Origin of the sequence: Streptomyces cirratus (genome assembly GCF_014650775.1) — a bacterium.
Classification (GTDB): domain Bacteria; phylum Actinomycetota; class Actinomycetes; order Streptomycetales; family Streptomycetaceae; genus Streptomyces; species Streptomyces cirratus.
In genome coordinates this window covers 150,292-167,582 of the sequence record NZ_BMVP01000013.1, presented here as the reverse complement: position 1 = coordinate 167,582, position 17,291 = coordinate 150,292, and the positions used below count along the sequence as shown (strand labels likewise).

General features: G+C 73.4%; 12 protein-coding genes and 1 pseudogene. 11 read left to right on the top strand and 2 right to left on the bottom strand.

The window, feature by feature from the left end:
• Nucleotides 1–22 precede the first annotated feature (22 nt).
• The 3 genes and pseudogenes from IE207_RS26185 to IE207_RS26175 form a co-directional block, all read left to right on the top strand.
• The gene (locus IE207_RS26185; protein ID WP_190186765.1) at nt 23–1,324 is read left to right on the top strand and encodes an activator-dependent family glycosyltransferase; all 1,302 of its coding nucleotides are present in this window, start codon (nt 23–25) and stop codon (nt 1,322–1,324) included.
• Complete coding sequence (locus IE207_RS26180) at nt 1,321–2,067, top strand: class I SAM-dependent methyltransferase (protein ID WP_229874016.1); 747 nt, start codon at nt 1,321–1,323, stop codon at nt 2,065–2,067. The genes IE207_RS26185 and IE207_RS26180 overlap by 4 nt, the downstream gene beginning before the upstream one ends.
• 455 nt (nt 2,068–2,522) lie before the next feature.
• Nucleotides 2,523–4,343 (top strand): annotated as a pseudogene (locus tag IE207_RS26175) (helix-turn-helix domain-containing protein); the annotation flags it as partial.
• Here IE207_RS26175 and IE207_RS34350 read toward each other — a convergent pair.
• Nucleotides 4,333–5,640, bottom strand: a complete 1,308-nt coding sequence (locus IE207_RS34350) for an IS701 family transposase (RefSeq protein ID WP_444545001.1) — start codon at nt 5,638–5,640, stop codon at nt 4,333–4,335. The pseudogene IE207_RS26175 and the gene IE207_RS34350 overlap by 11 nt on opposite strands.
• Nucleotides 5,641–6,090: 450 nt before the next feature.
• Between IE207_RS34350 and IE207_RS26170 the strand changes: the two genes are divergently transcribed.
• The 3 genes from IE207_RS26170 (at nt 6,091) to IE207_RS26160 (ending at nt 10,445) form a co-directional block, all read left to right on the top strand.
• Entirely contained in the window at nt 6,091–8,616 is a 2,526-nt protein-coding gene (locus IE207_RS26170; protein WP_190186763.1) for a beta-glucosidase, read from the top strand.
• Between the two features lie 35 nt (nt 8,617–8,651).
• Entirely contained in the window at nt 8,652–10,058 is a 1,407-nt protein-coding gene (hflX, locus tag IE207_RS26165) for a GTPase HflX (protein WP_190186762.1), read from the top strand.
• A 204-nt stretch (nt 10,059–10,262) separates the two neighbouring features.
• Nucleotides 10,263–10,445 (top strand): DUF5302 domain-containing protein, encoded by a 183-nt coding sequence (locus IE207_RS26160; protein WP_190186761.1) that lies wholly within the window; start codon nt 10,263–10,265, stop codon nt 10,443–10,445.
• 300 nt (nt 10,446–10,745) lie between these two features.
• On the opposite strand, the gene IE207_RS26155 is transcribed toward IE207_RS26160, so the two are convergent.
• Nucleotides 10,746–11,516, bottom strand: a complete 771-nt coding sequence (locus IE207_RS26155; RefSeq protein WP_190186760.1) for a helix-turn-helix domain-containing protein — start codon at nt 11,514–11,516, stop codon at nt 10,746–10,748.
• Between the two features lie 388 nt (nt 11,517–11,904).
• On the opposite strand from IE207_RS26155, the gene IE207_RS26150 reads away from it, so the two are divergent.
• From IE207_RS26150 to IE207_RS26130, 5 genes are all read left to right on the top strand, one after another.
• On the top strand, nt 11,905–12,141 hold the full coding sequence (locus IE207_RS26150) for a hypothetical protein (protein ID WP_190186759.1): 237 nt from the start codon (nt 11,905–11,907) through the stop codon (nt 12,139–12,141).
• A gap of 74 nt (nt 12,142–12,215) precedes the next feature.
• Complete coding sequence (locus IE207_RS26145; RefSeq protein WP_229874014.1) at nt 12,216–13,040, top strand: thioesterase II family protein; 825 nt, start codon at nt 12,216–12,218, stop codon at nt 13,038–13,040.
• A gap of 33 nt (nt 13,041–13,073) precedes the next feature.
• Entirely contained in the window at nt 13,074–13,988 is a 915-nt protein-coding gene (locus IE207_RS26140) for an isocitrate lyase/PEP mutase family protein (RefSeq protein WP_229874011.1), read from the top strand.
• Nucleotides 13,985–14,965: a 3-oxoacyl-ACP synthase gene (locus tag IE207_RS26135; protein WP_229874009.1), complete on the top strand. Its 981-nt coding sequence runs from the start codon at nt 13,985–13,987 to the stop codon at nt 14,963–14,965. The genes IE207_RS26140 and IE207_RS26135 overlap by 4 nt, the downstream gene beginning before the upstream one ends.
• Before the next feature lies 1 nt (nt 14,966).
• Entirely contained in the window at nt 14,967–17,288 is a 2,322-nt protein-coding gene (locus IE207_RS26130) for an iron-containing redox enzyme family protein (protein ID WP_190186758.1), read from the top strand.
• Nucleotides 17,289–17,291: the final 3 nt, after the last annotated feature.

Below are 17,291 nucleotides of genomic sequence, written 5' to 3'. Positions count from 1 at the left end.
GCCCCGAGGGGGAGACGACGTCATGCGCGTCCTGATCACGTGCTTCGCGCACAACACCCACTACTACAACCTGGTGCCGCTCGCCTGGGCGCTGCGCGCCGCCGGCCACGAGGTCCGGGTCGCCAGCCAGCCCGCACTCACCGAGGTGATCAACGGCTCCGGATTGACCGCCGTGCCCGTCGGCGACCTGGACTCCATCGCCGAACTGATGACCCGGATCGGCGGCGACCCCACCCCGTACCAGCAGGGCCTGGACTTCGCGCAGACCCGCAGCGGCCCCCTCGGCTGGGAACACGCCCTGGGGCGGCAGACCATGATGACGGCCATGTCGTTCGCGCCGCTCAACGGCGACACGACCATCGACGACCTGGTGGACTTCGCCCGCGCCTGGCGGCCCGACCTGGTGCTGTGGGAGCCGTTCACCTACGCCGGACCCGTCGCCGCGCACGTCGTCGGCGCCGCCCACGCCCGGCTCCTGTGGGGCCCGGACGTCATCCTCGCCGCCCGGAGCCAGTTCCTCGAACTGCTCGCCCGGCAGCCCGAGGAGCGGCGCGAGGACCCGATGGCCGAATGGCTGACCTGGACCCTGGAGCGGCACGGCACCACCCCCGACGCCGCAGCGATCGAGGAGCTCGTCGGCGGCCACGCCACCATCGACCCTGCCCCCGCGAGCCTGCGCGTACCCGTACCGGGCGAGGTGCTGCCGATGCGCTTCGTCCCGTACAACGGCCCCTCGGTGGTCCCCGACTGGCTGCACGCGCCGCCCACCCGGCGCCGCGTGTGCATCACCCTCGGTGTCTCCGCACGCGAGACCTACGGCCGCGACGCCGTCCCGTTCGAGGAACTGCTGCACGCGCTGGGCGACGTGGACGCCGAGATCGTCGCCACCCTCGACGCGAGCCAGCTGCGGGACCGCGAGGGCCTGCCCGCCAACATCCGCGCCGTCGACTTCGTGCCCATGGACGTGCTCCTGCCGACCTGCGACGCGATCGTCCACCACGGCGGCGCGGGCACCGGATACACCGCGACCCTGCACGGCGTGCCGCAGATCATCGTCGGCTCGCTGTGGGACGCCCCGCTCAAGGCCGAACTCCACGCCGAACAGGGCGCCGGCATCGACCTGCCGCCCGAGAAGCTCGACGCTGCCTCGCTGCGGGAGGCGGTCGTACGGGCCCTCACCGACCCCTCGCTCGCCGCGGGCGCCCGCCGCCTGCGCGAGGAGACGCTCGCCGCCCCGTCCCCCGCGGCCCTCGTCCCCGCCCTGGAACGCCTGGCGGCGCGCCACGGCCGCACCCCCCACCCCAGCCAAGGAGACCCGACGTGACCACCACCGACCTGCGCCCGGACCAGGGCTACACCGGCGGCATCGCCCGCCTCTACGACCTCGTCCACCAGGGCAAGGGCAAGGACTACGCCCGCGAAGCCGCCGACCTCGCGGCCCTGGTCACCGCCAAGGTGCCCGGCGCCCGCAGCCTCCTCGACGTGGCCTGCGGCACCGGACTCCACCTGGAGCACCTGAGCGCGGTCTTCGACACCGCCGAAGGCCTGGAACTCTCGCCCGACATGCGGGACATCGCACAGCGCCGCAACCCGGCCACGGCCGTCCACCCCGGTGACATGCGCGACTTCGCGCTGGACCGCACGTACTCCGCCGTCACCTGCATGTTCAGCTCCATCGGCCACATGCGCGACCAGGACGAACTCGACGCGGCGCTCGCCTGCTTCGCCGCGCACCTCGACCCCGCGGGCGGGGTCGTCGTGGTCGAACCGTGGTGGTTCCCGCAGACCTTCACCCCCGGATTCGTGGGCGCGTCCATCGTCGAGGCGGAGGGCAAGACCATCTCGCGGGTCTCGCACTCGCGGCTGGAGGGCGACGCCACGCACATCGACGTCCACTACCTCATCGCCGAACCGGGCCGGGACATCACGCACCTGTCCGAAAGCCATCTGATCACCCTCTTCGAGCGCGCCGCCTACGAGCGGGCCTTCGAGCGGGCCGGTCTGGAGGTGGAGTTCCAGGAGGGCGGCCCGTCCGGCCGGGGCCTGTTCGTCGGCGTGCGCACCTGACACGGCCTGCGCCTGCCCTACGTGGCGTGCGCCGGCCCCACGCGACCTGCGAGAGGCCCACGCGACCTGCGAGAGCCCGGGGCGGACCGGCGTCCCGGGTCGCGATCCGGCGGGGACCCGGGCCACGAACGCCCGGGCCCCGGTCGAGCACCGCTCGCATCCCGCCGGAGGATCCGGGCCGCCGGAACCGGCCCCGCGGGACCCGGCGGCCCGCGGGACGGCCCACGCACCGCCGCCCCGGCAGGCACACCAGCCCGCCTGGAACCGGGGACAGGTCCGGTCCAAGGTGGTGCGGCCACTGCCCGGCCCGCCGGTCCGCCCCGCCCGTGGTGGCCAGGTCACCACCGCTCCCGCACCCCGTCCGGACGCCCCCCGGTCCGGTTGACGCTCGTTCAAGACGGAAGTTACGTTCCCGGCATCTGAGGTTCCGTCCTATTTGACCGTTGGGGGCAGCGATGACGGGGGAGTCGGCGACCCTCCTGAGCCACACAGAAGAGGACGTACTGCGCGTCCTGGAACTCCTCGCGAGCGAGGCACCTGCCCGCTCCTACGACGAACTCGTCGCCCGGGCCCGCAGATCCGGCGACACCCCAAGGGCCGAACGGCTGGAACGCGCCAGGAGCCTGGCCCTGGAGGTCAGCGGGCTCTTCGAACGCCGCAGCCGCCGCGAGGCCGAGCTGGCCTCCCTCGTGGACGCCGCCCGCGACCTCGCCCGGCCCGGGGGCCTCGACGCGACCCTGCGCCTGATCACCCGCCGCGCCCGGCTCATGATGAACACGGACCTCGCCTGCACCGTCCTGCTGGACGGGGACACCGGCGACGCCGTCGTCAGCACCGCCGACGGCGCGGTCAGCGCCCTCACCGTCGGCTACCGGGTGACCGGCGCCGCCGTGCCCGCCGGGGCCCCAGGCGAACAGCCCGCCCCCTTCTGGACCGCCGACCACCTCGGCGACGACCCGCCCACCCCGGCCGGCGCCCTCGACGAGGTCCTGCACGCCGAGTCCCTGCACGCCGTGCTCGGCGTGCCGCTGCGCGCCGACGACCGCCACCTGGGACACCTGTACGTGGCCGCCCGCGGCATCCGCCACTTCACGCCCGAGGAGGTCGCGCTGATGTGCTCCCTCGCCGACCTCGCCGCCGTCGCCATCGGGACCGCCCGGCACCTGGAGGACGTCCACACCGCCAACACCGAACTGGAGGAGTCCGGGGCCCGCGTACGCGCCTCGCTCAGTGACGCCCTGCGCGCCAACAGCGTCCAGGACGAGCTGGTCCAGCTCGTCCTGGACGGCGCCGGCCTGGACGAACTGCTCGCCCGTGCCGCCGCCGAGCTCGGCGGCGGCCTCGCCGTACAGGGCCAGGGCGGCGAACGCCTCGCCGAACACGGCCGCATCCCGCGCCCCGACCCGCAGGAACTGGCCCGGGTACGACTCGACGCCGCCGCCACCGGCATCGCCTGCCCGCTGTCCGACGGCACCTGGGTGCTGCCGCTGTCCGTCCGCTCCGAAGACGTCGGCTGCCTCCTGTTCCACCCCGAGGACGCCACCGCCGCACCCGGCGAACAGATCCTGCTGTCCTACGCCCGCACCGTCTCGCTGCTCCTGGTCACGCAGCGCTCCACCGCCGTCGAGGGCCAGGTGCGCGACGAGCTGCTGGCCGACCTGACCAGCCCCGAAGCGCCCCCCGACCGGGTCGTGGAACGCGCCGGCCGGTTCGCCGAACTGCACCGCCCGCACGTGGTGGTCGTCGCCCACGCCCGGACCGGGGCCGCCGAACTCGTCGAGAGCTGGGCCACCGCCTACGCCCGCCGCCACCGCGGCATGAAGACCGTCCAGGGCGACCGGCTGGTCCTGCTGCTTCCCGGCGAGGACGCCGCCGCCCGCGCCCGCGAGGTCCGCGCCGAACTGGCCGGCGCCACCGGCGCCCAGGTCACCGCCGGTTCCTGCGGGCCCAACCGGGGCGCCGACGGCGTCCACCCCGCCTACCGGGAAGCCGTGCGCTGCCTGGAGGCCCTCATCGCCCTCGGCGGAGCCGGCCGTTCCGCCGCTGCCTCCGAACTCGGCTTCCTCGGCATGCTGCTCGCCGAGGAAAACGATGTCACCGGATTCGTCGAGCGGACCCTCGGGCCGCTGCTCGACCACGACGCGGAACGGTTCGGGAACCTCGTCGAGACCCTCCAGGGCTGGTTCATGGCCGCAGGCAGCCCCACCCGCGCCGCCGAACTGCTCTACGTGCACCCCAACACGGTCTCGCGCCGCCTGGAGCGGATCACCCAGCTGCTCGGCCGGGACTGGCAACACCCCGACCGGGCACTGGAACTTCAGCTCGCCCTGCGACTGCGACGGGCCCGAACCTCCCTCGACCCCGAGCCCGCCGGCCCCCCGTCACCATAGGGACCGCCGTCAGCGCGGCGCCGCCCCGGTGGGCGCCCGAGGCCAGCATCCGCTCGGCGTGCGCCAGCGACACGAGCGTGGCGTGCCGGTGCCAGCCGTGGTACGAGCGCCCCTCGAAGTCCAGGGCCCCCACCGCCAGCCCGGTGCGGCGGAAGTCGGCGTCGGCCCGCCCGATCAGCCTGCCCAGCCCCAGCAGCGTCCCGCGGCCCGCCCCCGTCATGTTCGTCAGCCACAGCTCCGACACCTCCCGGCTGTCCGGCGACCACACGCCGGCCAGGGTCAGCGGCGCCGAGCCCCCCGGCCCGCCCGGCAGCCGCACCGGCAGCAGCGCCACCATCGACGTCCGCGGCAGCCCCGGCCCGGCCGGGTCGAACCACTCCACCGGCCGCCGCTGGGAGCGGGCCAGCTCCGCGAGCAGCGTCGCCGAACCGGCCGCCACCCGGCTCCGCCCCGCCGACAGGTTCGGGGCGAGCAGCCCCGTACCGCCGCCGATCCGCAGCAGGAACGACAGCCCGGCTCCCGAGAAGGCCTCCACCAGCGCCGGCAGCGCCTCCTCCCGGGCGTCGGCCACCACGGGCACCGCCGACGCACCCCACCCGGCGCTCTCCAGGACCATGTCCACGGCCGGCGCCCGCGCCGCACCCTCGTCCATGGAGTCGGGTATCGCCGCCCGCTGACGCATCTCCGCGTCGTCGAGCCAGTCGCCGCTCAGCGACAGCCGCCAGTTCACCGGCACCGCCGCCGCGCCCGAGGCCAGCCACAGCCCGTACCCGTGCTGGCTGTTGACGACCTGGCCCAGCTGCGGCACGAACCTGCGGCCCACGCCCACCGAATGCCGGCCCGTCTTCGGGATCACCAGCGGCCGCACCACCCAGGCCCGGGGCGCCAGCAGCCGGTCCAGGCCGCGGGCCAGGCGGGCGCGCAGCGGCGACCAGTCCCAGGTCGAGCAGCTGATGAAGTGGTGCAGGCTCTGCTCCGCGGCCCGCTCGTCGGTGCTCGCGGCCAGGTTGCGCATGGTCTTGCGGCCGGGCGCGGTCAGCAGCCCGTCCACGTACAGCTCGCCCTTGTGCCGCTGGTCCCGGCGGCGCAGCGAACCCAGCACGGACGCGCGCAGCGCCCGGGCCTCGGCGGCAGGATCACGCGGCAGGGCTTCGGCTTCCTCCGCCGGGCGGATGGCCCTCATGACGCTCCTCGGGGTCGGCGCCCCGAAACGCGCTGGCCGGGGGCGGTTCACTGGATCCCCTCCACCGTCCCCGCACCAGGCCGGCACCGGCCAGGTCGGCCGGAAACACACTTCCCGTCGGCCGGCCGCCCCCGCCCCGGCCGGCCCCCCGGCCGCCCGCCTGCCGTCCCGGGGTGGTGGCCGGGTCACCACCCCGTGCCCCCGACGGGCCGTTGCGGGCCCGTTCCGGGCGCTCCGCGCGCCCGCCTTCGTGCGGGCGGAACCGGTGGATCCCCCTCCCCGCAGGGCAGACGGGCCCCGCGCGGGCGCCCCGAGAAGTGTGTGACGGGCCGACCTCGTCCGCGGGGCGGATTTCGGGAAGCGTGGAGAGGCGCGTACGTGGCGCCCGTTTTGTCGCCGGCCCCCGGCGTGAACCCAGCACGATCCCGGCACGACCCCCAGGAGAGACGCATGCTGTCCCGCAGGCCAGGCAGGCGAATACCCCGCCTCCGCACCAGATTCCGGACCGGCGGGCGCCCCGGCCGCGCCGCGCGCCTGCTCGCCGTCGGCTGCGTCCTGCTGTGCACCGGCGGCCTGCTCACCGCGGGCACCGCCGAAGCCTCGACGGCCCCCGCACCCGAAGGCACCGCCCGCGTCCGGGCCCTGGTCGCGCAGATGACCCTGGACGAGAAGCTGTCCTTCGTCCACTGGACGGCCGGCCCCGCCGGCGGCCCCCTGGCCAAGGGCGTCGGCTACCTCCCCGGCGTGCCGCGCCTGGGCGTCCCCCCGCTCCAGGTCTCCGACGGCCCGACCGGCGTGCGCATCAACGGCGCACGCTCCACCGCCCTGCCCACCCCCACGGCGCTCGCCGCCACCTTCGACGACTCCCTCGCCACCGCCTACGGCAAGGTCCTGGGCCACGAGGGCCGGGCGCTCGGCCAGGACGTCGTGCTCGGCCCGATGGTCAACACCATCCGGGTGCCGCACGGCGGCCGCAACTTCGAGACGTTCAGCGAGGACCCGCTCGTCACCGCCCGCACCGCCGCCGCCCAGATCAAGGGCACCCAGAGCCAGGGCCTCATGGCCACGGTCAAACACTTCGCGGGCAACAACCAGGAGAGCGACCGGTTCACCGTCGACGCCACCATCGACGAGCAGACCCTCCAGGAGATCGAACTCCCCGGCTTCCACAGCGCCGTCGACGCCGGCGCCGCCGCCGTCATGTGCTCCTACAACGGCGTCAACGGAACCCACTCCTGCAGCAACGACCAGCTGCTCCAGAAGGTCCTGCGCGAACAGTGGGGCTTCCGGGGCTGGGTGATGTCCGACTGGCTCGCCACCCACGCCCCCAGCGACATCACCAAGGGCCTCGACCAGGAACTCGGCCTGGAGATGGGCAAGCCCACCGACCCCGTCCCCGACTCCAAGTACTTCGGCGCCTCCCTGCGCACCGCGCTGCGCGAGGGCGCCGTCCCCGAAGCCACCCTGGACCGCTCCGTCACCCGCATCGTCAGCCAGATGGAACGCTTCGGCCTCCTCGACACCCCCGCCCCCCAGCGGCCCGTGCGCGACGCCCAGGCAGGCCGGGACACCGCCCGCCGCATCGCCGAGAACGGCGCCGTCCTGCTGCGCAACACCACCGCCGCGGGCCGCCCCGCCCTGCCGCTGACCGGGGCCGCCGCGGCCGACCTCGCCGTCATCGGCGACAGCGCCCTGCGCCCCAAGGTCTCCGGCCTCGGCAGCGCCCACGTCGTACCCGACGGGGCCCAGGCACCCCTGGACGCCCTGCGCGAACGCGCCGGCTCCGGAGCCTCCGTACGCTACGAACCGGGCGTCGACCGGCTCGGCACACCGCTGCCCGCCGAGAACCTCAGCCCCGCCTTCACCAACGGCAAACAGCTCGACGCCGGAGGCGACCGCGCCTTCTACGACGGCACCCTGACCGTCCCCGCGGACGGCGACTACCGCCTGGGCCTGCGCGTCGACGGCGGTCTGGCCGTCCTCCAGGTCGAAGGCCAGGACCCCGTCTACGCCGCCGACTCCTTCAGCGAGACCACCAGCGTCGTCCTGCGGCTCACCCGGGGCACGCACAAGCTCTCCATGAGCGGCTGGGCCTGGCCCGACCGCCCGCTGTCCGTGGACCTCACCTGGGTCACCCCCGAGCAGGCCGCCCGCAACCTCCAGCGCGCCGTCACCGCGGCCTCCGCCGCGAAGACCGCCGTCGTCTTCGCCCAGGACGAGGGCTCCGAGGGCTACGACCGGCCCGGCCTCTCGCTGCCCGACGGGCAGGACGCGCTGATCTCCGCCGTCGCCAAGGCCAATCCGAACACCGTCGTCGTCCTCAACACCGGCTCCTCGGTGCTGATGCCGTGGCTCTCCTCCACCGCCGCCGTCCTCGACATGTGGTACCCCGGCCAGGAAGGCGCCCGGGCCACCGCCGCCCTGCTGTACGGGGACACCAACCCCAGCGGCAAGCTCACCCAGACCTTCCCCGCCGCCGAGGACGCCCAGCCGATGGCCGGCAACCCCAAGCGGTTCCCCGGAGTCGACGGCAAGCAGGAGTACAGCGAGGGCATCCATGTCGGCTACCGCTGGTACGACCAGCAGGGCGTCACCCCGCTGTTCCCCTTCGGCCACGGCCTGTCCTACACCACCTTCGACTACCGCGACCTCGCCGTGGAACGCACCGCCACCGGCGCCGCCGTCCGCGTGAGCGTGCGCAACACCGGCTCCGTCGCCGGCAAGGAAGCCGTCCAGGTCTACCTCGGCCCCAGCGGTCTCGTCAGCGCCCCGCAGGCCGTCAAGAAACTCGCCGGCTACACGAAGGTCGCCCTGGAACCCGGCGAGGAGAAGCGCGTCACCGTCCCCGTCGACGCGCGGCAGCTCCAGTACTGGAACACCCAGCGGCACACCTGGCAGAACGCGCCCGGCCCCCGCACGGTCCTCGTCGGCTCCTCCTCGGCGGACATCCGCCTCACGGGCCGCCTCACCCAGTGACCCACCACCACCCCACCCCCTCTGAGAGGAAGCGCATGACCGCAACAGAGCAGCCCAGGACCACCGGGAACCCGATCGGGACCGCCGCCGCGATCAACGCCGCGGAGGACACCGGGCTGCGCCACGTCGCCGCCCTGTCCACCGAACTGCGGGACGTCGTCGAGGTCGAACAGCGCCAGGTCCGCCTGGAGCGGGTGGTGCTGGTCGGCGTGTGGACCTCCGGCACGGTCGCGGAGGCGGAGAGCTCGCTCGCCGAACTCGCAGCCCTCGCCGAGACCGCGGGCGCCCTGGTGCTCGACGGTGTGATCCAGCGCCGCGACAAGCCCGACCCGGCGACCTACATCGGCTCGGGCAAGGCGAAGGAGCTGCGGGACATCGTCGCCGAGAGCGGCGCCGACACGGTCGTGTGCGACGGCGAGCTGAGCCCGGCCCAGCTCGTGCGGCTGGAGGAGTTCGTCAAGGTCAAGGTCGTCGACCGGACCGCCCTGATCCTCGACATCTTCGCCCAGCGCGCCACCTCCCGCGAGGGCAAGGCCCAGGTCGCGCTCGCGCAGATGCAGTACATGCTGCCGCGCCTGCGCGGCTGGGGCGCCTCGCTGTCGAGGCAGATGGGCGGCGGCGGCGCCGGCGGGGGCGGCATGGCCACCCGCGGCCCCGGCGAGACCAAGATCGAGACGGACCGGCGCCGGCTGCGCGACAAGATGGCCAGGATGCGGCGCGAGATCGACGAGATGAAGACCGCCCGCGACCTCAAGCGCCAGGAGCGCCGCCGCAACAAGGTCCCGTCGGTGGCCATCGCCGGCTACACCAACGCGGGCAAGTCCTCGTTGCTCAACCGCCTCACCGGCGCCGAAGTCCACGTGCAGAACGCCCTGTTCGCGACGCTGGACCCCACGGTGCGCCGCTCCGAGACCCCGGCCGGACGGACCTACACCCTCGCCGACACGGTCGGCTTCGTCCGGCACCTGCCGCACCAGCTCGTCGACGCGTTCCGCTCCACCCTGGAGGAGGTCGCCGAGGCGGACCTCATCCTGCACGTCGTGGACGGCTCCCACCCGGACCCCGAGTCGCAGATCGAGGCCGTGCGCACCGTCGTCGGCGAAGTGGGCGGCGCCGGCGTGCCCGAGGTGATCGTGGTCAACAAGGCGGACGCCGCGAGCACCGAGGCCATGGAGCGGCTGCTGGCGGCCGAACCGGGCGCGGTGGCCGTCTCCGCCCGCACCGGGGAGGGCATCGCCGAGCTGCTGGCGCGCATCGAGGCGGAACTCCCGCACCCCGAGACGCAGGTGGAGGTGGTCATCCCCTACACCGAGGGCCACCTGGTCGCCCGGATCCACGCGGACGGCGAGATCCTCGCCGAGAGCCACGGCGAGACCGGCACCCACCTGCGCGCCAACGTGGACGCCGCCCTGGCCGCGGAACTCGCGGACTACGTGGCCTGAGCGCCCCGATGACTCCCCGTATTCGCCGGGGGAAATCGGCCCCGGGGCCGGTTTTCCCGAAGCGGACGGGGCGCCGGCCGAAAGGGCCGGAGCAAGTCCCCGGGCAGGTGGCGGGATTCGTTCCCCCAGCCGGAAATGGGGTTCGCTGCAACCCCGCTCGGGTGTCAGACTAAAGCAGCTCTGGAAATGCTCAGGAGGTAACGCATGACTGATACGCCGGAAAACAACGCCGCCGAGAACGACGGCAAGCGCAAGTTCCGTGAGGCTCTGGAGCGCAAGGCACGCACCGCCATGTCGCAGCAGGCTCAGCACGAGGGCCGGTTGAAGCTCAAGGGGTACAACGGACCCAACGGTCAGAACCGCAGCTTCCGCCGCAAGTCCGGCTGAGGGCCGCCCGGCCCACTACCCGCCGCACGGCCCGGCGAACCCGCAGGGGCTGCCGCGATCCGATTCCCTTCCCGGATCGCGGCAGCCCCTTCTTCGCGTCGCGCTGCAGAACCGCTCGAATGCCGCCGCAGTACCGCTTGAGCGGATCTCCCGCACCCACGGGCCGTGGTCGTCATCCGGACTTTCCCGTCTTTCCCCGGTCCTTCCGTGGAGCGCCGCGAAACCAAGTCGTTCCCCCGGTTTCCTCTGGCCAGGCCCCTTGTCCGGTCCCCCGGCGGACGCCTGACGCCCCCGCCCGCGTTACAGAACGTAAGTGGTCTCGTTGCGTCCGAGCAGATAGCCGAGCTGTAATCGGTTGAGCGCTCCCAGTTCCTGCTTGATGGCCGCGATGTGTGCCTGGAGGGAACGCTCGCTGATGCCGATCCGCCGGGCGATCGCCTTGTCCGAATATCCCTCCACGAGCAGTCTGCTGATGGACTCCCGGATGGCCGGGACCACCTCGTCGGCTGCCTTCGCCGCGTGCAGCGGGACGAACGGAAAGGGCTTGGCCCGGTCCCAGGCCTTGTCGAAAGTGTCGCGCAGGAATCGGATGATGGTGGGTTCGGTGATGGATATCGCGGTCGTGCGTTCCTCGTTCGCCGAAATGAAGGCGACGTCGTCCACGATGATCAGCCGGTCGAAGAATTCCTCCAGGGTCCGCACCTGGGCCCCGTATTCGGTGACCGTGCGCACGTAGTCCTTCGTCGCCTCGTCAAAACGTGTGGTGTGCTGGTACAGCGTGCGCATCGATATGCCTGCCGCGATCTGCCGGCGTACGGATTCCAGTGCTTCCTTCAATACCGCGCTCGGCCGGGCCCCGTCCGGCTGGGCGGTCAGGATTTCCCGGCGCACCGCACCGAGCGCCTCATTGATCGCGGTGGAGATGCTGCTCAGGCCGTGCAGGTAGCGCACTCCGGGGCCCACGACCTGCTCGTCCGGGCCGGCCTCGGTCTCCGGGAGGGCGGCCGCGCGCGTGGCCTGCTGTGCGGCTTCCTCTGCCAGCAGGCCCAGGTGCGTTGCGAGTTCTCGCAAAAACGCCTGCGGTTCCTCCCCTGCGGGCGCGTGAGGCTCCTCCGCTGCTCTATTTTGTCCAGATGTGTCGTATTTGACTACGTCCACTCGCCACCCCTGTCTGTCCGATGTGCGGGTGTTTGGGGTGATTGAGACCCCGTAGGTTCCCGCAATGCGGAAACAGGAGCCATCGTAGGTCTACCTCGGGATCTCCCGGCAGAGGAGATTTGGTCTCACCGCAGGAACGAACACCGACAAGGCGAACGGCGGATCACCACAGCCGCCCACCGGATTCGGACTTCCGTTTCTCGAATGGCCAGGGCGAAAACGACCGAGGGGACTGGGGAAAATGACGAAGAACCAGATGGTTACTCAAGGGAACGGCCGCGTTTACGGAATCCGCGGACGAGTGGTTCTGGCCGCCGCCGGACTCGCCTTGGCGCTGGGTACCGCGGCGACCGGCATCGCCCAGGGGGCGCTGTCCGACGGGTCCGGCACCCACCTGCGCCTCGGCGACGTCGGCTGGAACCACACGAACCCCCACGTCCTCGCGGACGGCGCCGGTGACGTCGGCTGGAACAACCCGCAGCCCGGCACCACCCCGGCCCCCCAGCCCCTCAACCCGACCGACGTTGGCTGGAACTGACCACCCACCACCACCCGTCCTGCACTCCTTCCCCTCCCGCCACCGCCCGACCGGCAAAGGAATGGCTGATCTTCGTGGCTGCGTCACCCTGGTTCCTGACCTCCGAGACCACCTCCGGCGCCGACCCCACCGGCACCGCCGCCGACGCCCCCACCCGCGTCTACTGCTTCCCGCACGCCGGCGGCAACCCCCGGACCTTCCTCGACTGGCAGGACGGCATGGGCGACGATGCCCGGATCCTCGCCGTGTGCCCGCCCGGCAGGGGCCACCGCTTCCGTGAGCCCGCCCCCGCGACCGTCGCGGAGCTCGCCGACGGAGCCGCCCTGGCCATCGCCCTCGACACGGCGCCCGGCCGGCCCTTCGTCCTCTTCGGCCACAGCTTCGGCGCGGCCCTCGCCTTCGAGGTCGCCCGCCGCCTCGACGCGGTTCCCGGCCTCGCCGCCCTCGTCGCCTCCGGCTGCTCCGCCCCCTCCCTGCTGCCCACCCCCCGCGTGGTCGAGGCGGCACGGCTGGAGGGCCGCCGGTTCACCGAGGCCGTCGGCTTCTTCGGCGGGCTGCCGCCCGAGGTGCTCCAGGACGAGGCCGTGCAGGAACTGCTGCTGCCGCACCTCAAGGCGGACTTCACGATGGTCGCCGAGTACGAGTACCGCCCCGCCGCGCCGCTGCGCGTGCCGATCACGCTGCTCAACGGCATCGACGACCCGCACGTCACCACCGCCTCCCTCGCGCCCTGGGCCCGCGAATGCCCGGGAGAGCCGGCCCGCCACTGGGCCGACGGAGGCCACTTCTATTTCGAGGGCCGGCCCCACACCGTCACCGACGTACTGCGCCCGCTGGCCCGCGCCGCCCGCCACGAGGCCGTGACGCCCGCCCGCGATGAGTACGTTGAGCTGATCTGACCGCCGGCCGACGCACGCACCAGCGAGGACACCGTGAACCACAGCACCGACGCCCACCAGTCCGACGCCCGATCCCAGTACGGCCGCGCCGTCACCTTCCGCGACCTGCACGCCGGCCCCGGCCCCTTCGTCGTCCCGAACCCCTGGGACGCGGGAACCGCCCGCATCCTGGCCTCCTTCGGCTTCGCCGCCCTCGCCACCACCGGCGCCGGCCTCGCCCACAGCCTCGGCCGCCCCGACGGTGCCAACCAGGTCGGCCGCGCCGAACTCCTCGCCAACGCCGCCGCGATCGTCGACGCCACCGGTCTGCCCGTCACCGCGGACCTGGAGAGCGGCTTCGGCGAGCGTCCCGAGGACATCGCCGAGACCATCGCCCTGGCGGCCGCCGCAGGCCTGGTCGGCGGCTCCATCGAGGACTCCACCGGCCGGGACGAGGACCCCGTACGCCCCCTCGGCGAAGCGGTGGAGCGCGTCGAAGCGGCCGTCGAAGCGGCGAAGCGGCTCGACTTCCCCTTCACCGTCACCGCCCGCGCCGAGAACTTCTTCCAGGGCCGGCCCGACCTCGAGGACACCATCCGCCGCCTCCAGGCCTACGAGGCCGCCGGCGCCGACGTGCTCTACGCGCCCGCCCTGCCCGACGCCGCAGCCATCCGCGCCGTCTGCTCCTCCGTCTCCCGCCCCGTCAACGTGCTGATGGGCGGGGCGCTTCCGCTGTCCGTCGCCGACCTCGGAGCGCTCGGCGTACGCCGCATCAGCACCGGCTCCGCCCTCTCGCGCGCCGCGCTCGGCGCCCTGACCCGGGCCGCCCGCGAGATCAGCGAGCACGGCACCTTCGGCTTCGGCGCCGACGCCCTCCCCTACGCCGAGGCCAACGCCCTGCTGGCCGCCCGAGTCCCGACCGCCCCGACCGCCCCGTCCGACGACCGAGAGAGCGATCCGGCACCGTGAGCCTTCCTTCCGCAGCCATACCCGCCGTCCGCCTGCCCGCGGTCCATCTGTCCGCGCCGCGCTACGTGCTCGGCGAACAGGTGGCCGACCACACCAGCATCGGCAACCTCACGGAACGGGCCCGCCAGTTCAAGATGGCGCCACGGGCCGAGCTGTGGGGCTGGGGCAGCATCCGCAGGACCGCCAAGAGCCTGGAGGCCCTCGCCGTCGAGAGCGCCCGCGCGACCGTGGCGGCCGCGGGCGCCGACCCGGCCGGCATCGACTGCCTGATCCTGTGCTCCACCCGCTTCCCCGGCGGCCCGCGCACCCACGGCGGCTTCGTGGAGAAGGTGATGAGCGGCATCGGACTGGTCGACGCCGCCGTCACCGGCCTCACCCTGAACCGCTGCACCAACCTCCTCACGGGCATCCGCACCGCCCACGCCCTCGTCGCCGCGGCAACCCACCGCCGGGTCCTGGTCGTCACCACCGACCGGGTCACCGACGAGTCCGTCCGCATGGAGAACTTCGCGCTGTTCAGCGACGGTTCCGCCGCCTGCCTGGTCTCCGCCGAACCCGCCGGCACCGACTCCTACGAGATCATCGCCGGCGCCGCCGCCCAGGACCCCGGCTCCCTCGACTGGTCCAACGAGATCAGCTCCGAGCTCGCCCGCACCGTCAACCGGCGCATCCTCGACGCCGCCGGGATGAAGCTCGACGAGATCGACGGCCTGCTGCACCCCAACCTCTTCAAGCCGCTGATCGCCCTCAAGGAACGCCAGGCCGGCTTCACCCGGCAGCAGCTCCACCTCGACAACATCACCCGCTTCGGCCACTGCTTCGCCGCCGATCCGCTGATCAACCTCGTGGACCGCGCCGCCGCCGGACAGCTGAGCCCCGGCGGCCACTACCTGCTGGCCTCCAGCGTCCCCGGCTCCCGCGTCGCCGTCCTGCTGCGCAAGTCCGCGCCCGCCACCCCGGACCGGGGGGAGAACTGAGATGACCACCGCGCCCTCCTACGACAGCGCCCGCACCCGCCCCGCGCCCGCGTTCCCGCTGCCCGACCTGACCACCTCGCTGCCCGCCGGGCCCGTCGAGACGAGCCCCGCCGCCCTCGCCGAGGCCGAACGGATCACCGCCTCCGCACCCGCAGAGCTCTTCGCCTGCCTGCTCGCCGACCAGGAGAGCGAGAGCGCTCTCATCGCCGCCCGCCGGGTCCTCACCGCCTTCCTGACGCCCGCCCCGGAAGACGAGGCCGCCCCGGGTGACGCCTCCGCCGCCACCGCCAACACCGCAGCCACCGCCGCCGATGCGGATGCCGAGGCCGAGGCCGATGCCGTGGCCGCCCACGTCCTGGCCGCCCGCGCCGACCTCGCCGCCGCCCTGGCCCCCCTGCGCGACCACGACGATCCCGCGATCCGCGCCGCCGTCCTGCGCCAGCGCGCCCCCCTCGCCCTGACGGGCGCCTGCTGGCTGGACACCGTCTCCCAGGCCGCCACCCAGCCCGCCGAGATCGTCGGCCGCCTCTTCGGCCAGCACTGGCTGCTCCAGGGCGAGGGCACCGCCGAGGCCGGCCAGCTCGCCCGCCGCCGCCGCGCACTGGCCGGGCAGGGCGTGTACCTCCCCGAGGTGGAGGCCGCCGGCTTCCTGCGCGACGCCGGAGCCCGCCCGCTCACCGCCCTGCACGCCGCCTTCCGCGTGGCCCTCTCCCGCCTGCCCGCCGCCTTCCTCCCCGAGGTGGTCGGCGTCCACTACGCCGCCCACGCCCTCGGCGTCGACGAACTGCTGCTCGGCGGAGAGCCGATGCTCGCGGAGAGCGACGTACGGCCCCTGCTGGCCGAGTACCTCGCCTTCACCGCGCAGTCCCCGAACGGACCCGAGGACCGCCGCCGCGTCCTGGCGGCCGTACGCCTCCTCGTCCGCCTGGAGCGCGAGCACACCGCCGCCCTGACCGAACTGGCCCGCTGGCAGGAGGGCCTGTCACTGGACGACGAGGTCGCCGCGATCGTCGCCCGGCACGCGCCGCACGCCGGCCGCCAGCACCGCGCCGTACGCCTGGGCAGCCGCAAGCTCACCGACTGGCTGGACGACGAACACCTCGACGCGGCCGCCTTCGTCGCCGAGTTCCGCACCTCCCGCCAGGTCCGGCCCGCCCGCGACGGCGGCCCCTGCCGCTTCCTCAAGTCCATCAAGTTCGGCGGCCCCATGTTCGGCATCTTCGACGAGCGCGAAGCAGCCGTCTTCACCGCCTGGACCCGCTCCATCGCCGCCGGGGAGCCCGCCGGACCCCCCAGCGGCCCCGCCACCGCCGGCGACGACGCCGCCCGCGCCTGGACCGCCCGCCTCACCGCCGCCCGCCCCGCGGACCTGGTACCGCGCGAGCCCGGCCCCGCCCCCGACGAGCGCACCTTCTTCCACCGGATCGTCAACTTCGAGCGCTACCCCAACGTGCTGCCCCTCGCCCGGGCCCGCGCCGAAGCCGGCCTCACCGACGCCGAACTCCTCTTCACCCACGGCGCCGGCGGCCTGCTGACCGACGCCGAGTACTTCGACTACACGCCCGAAGCCCTGCTGGAACGCGTCGAGCGGATCTACTGGGACAAGCTCGTGAACCCGTACGAGCCGCTCACCGAGATCCCGGACCGCGACCAGGTCGTCTTCGAGCAGTCGACGTACGCCCTCGGCAGCCTCATCGACGGCACCTGGGCCCACCGCATCGCCAACCTCGGCCGCCGCGCCCGGCGCAGCGACGACATGCTCTTCTCCATCTACGCCGACGAGATGGGCCGCGGCGACATGGCGAAGAACCACATCACGATCATCCACAAGGTCCTCGCCAGCATGGACATGGACCTTCCGCACATCCGCCAGGACGCCTTCCTCGACCAGGGCGACCTCCCCGACCACCTGTACGGCTTCTCCGTCCACCAGGTCTGCCTGTCGCTCTTCCCCGACACCCTCTACAACGAGATCCTCGGCTACAACCTGGGCATCGAGATGTTCGGCCTCGGCGCGATGCGCCTGCACGAGATCCAGAAGCTGCGCAGCCACGGCTTCGACATCTCCTACGAGGAAGCGCACCTGTCGATCGACAACTTCTCGGCGGGACACGCCCGCCAGTCGGCGGAGATCGTCGTCGCCTACCTGGACGACGTGCGCCGGGCCTCCGGCGGCGAAGCCGTCCAGCGCGAATGGCGCCGCATCTGGCGCGGCTACGCCTCCTTCGCCTACTTCGTCGAACACGCCCTGGTCAAGCGGGTGCGCTCGGCGCAGGCCGAGCCCGTCACCGCCCCGGCCACCGCCGCCGACCTGGTCATCTGAGGA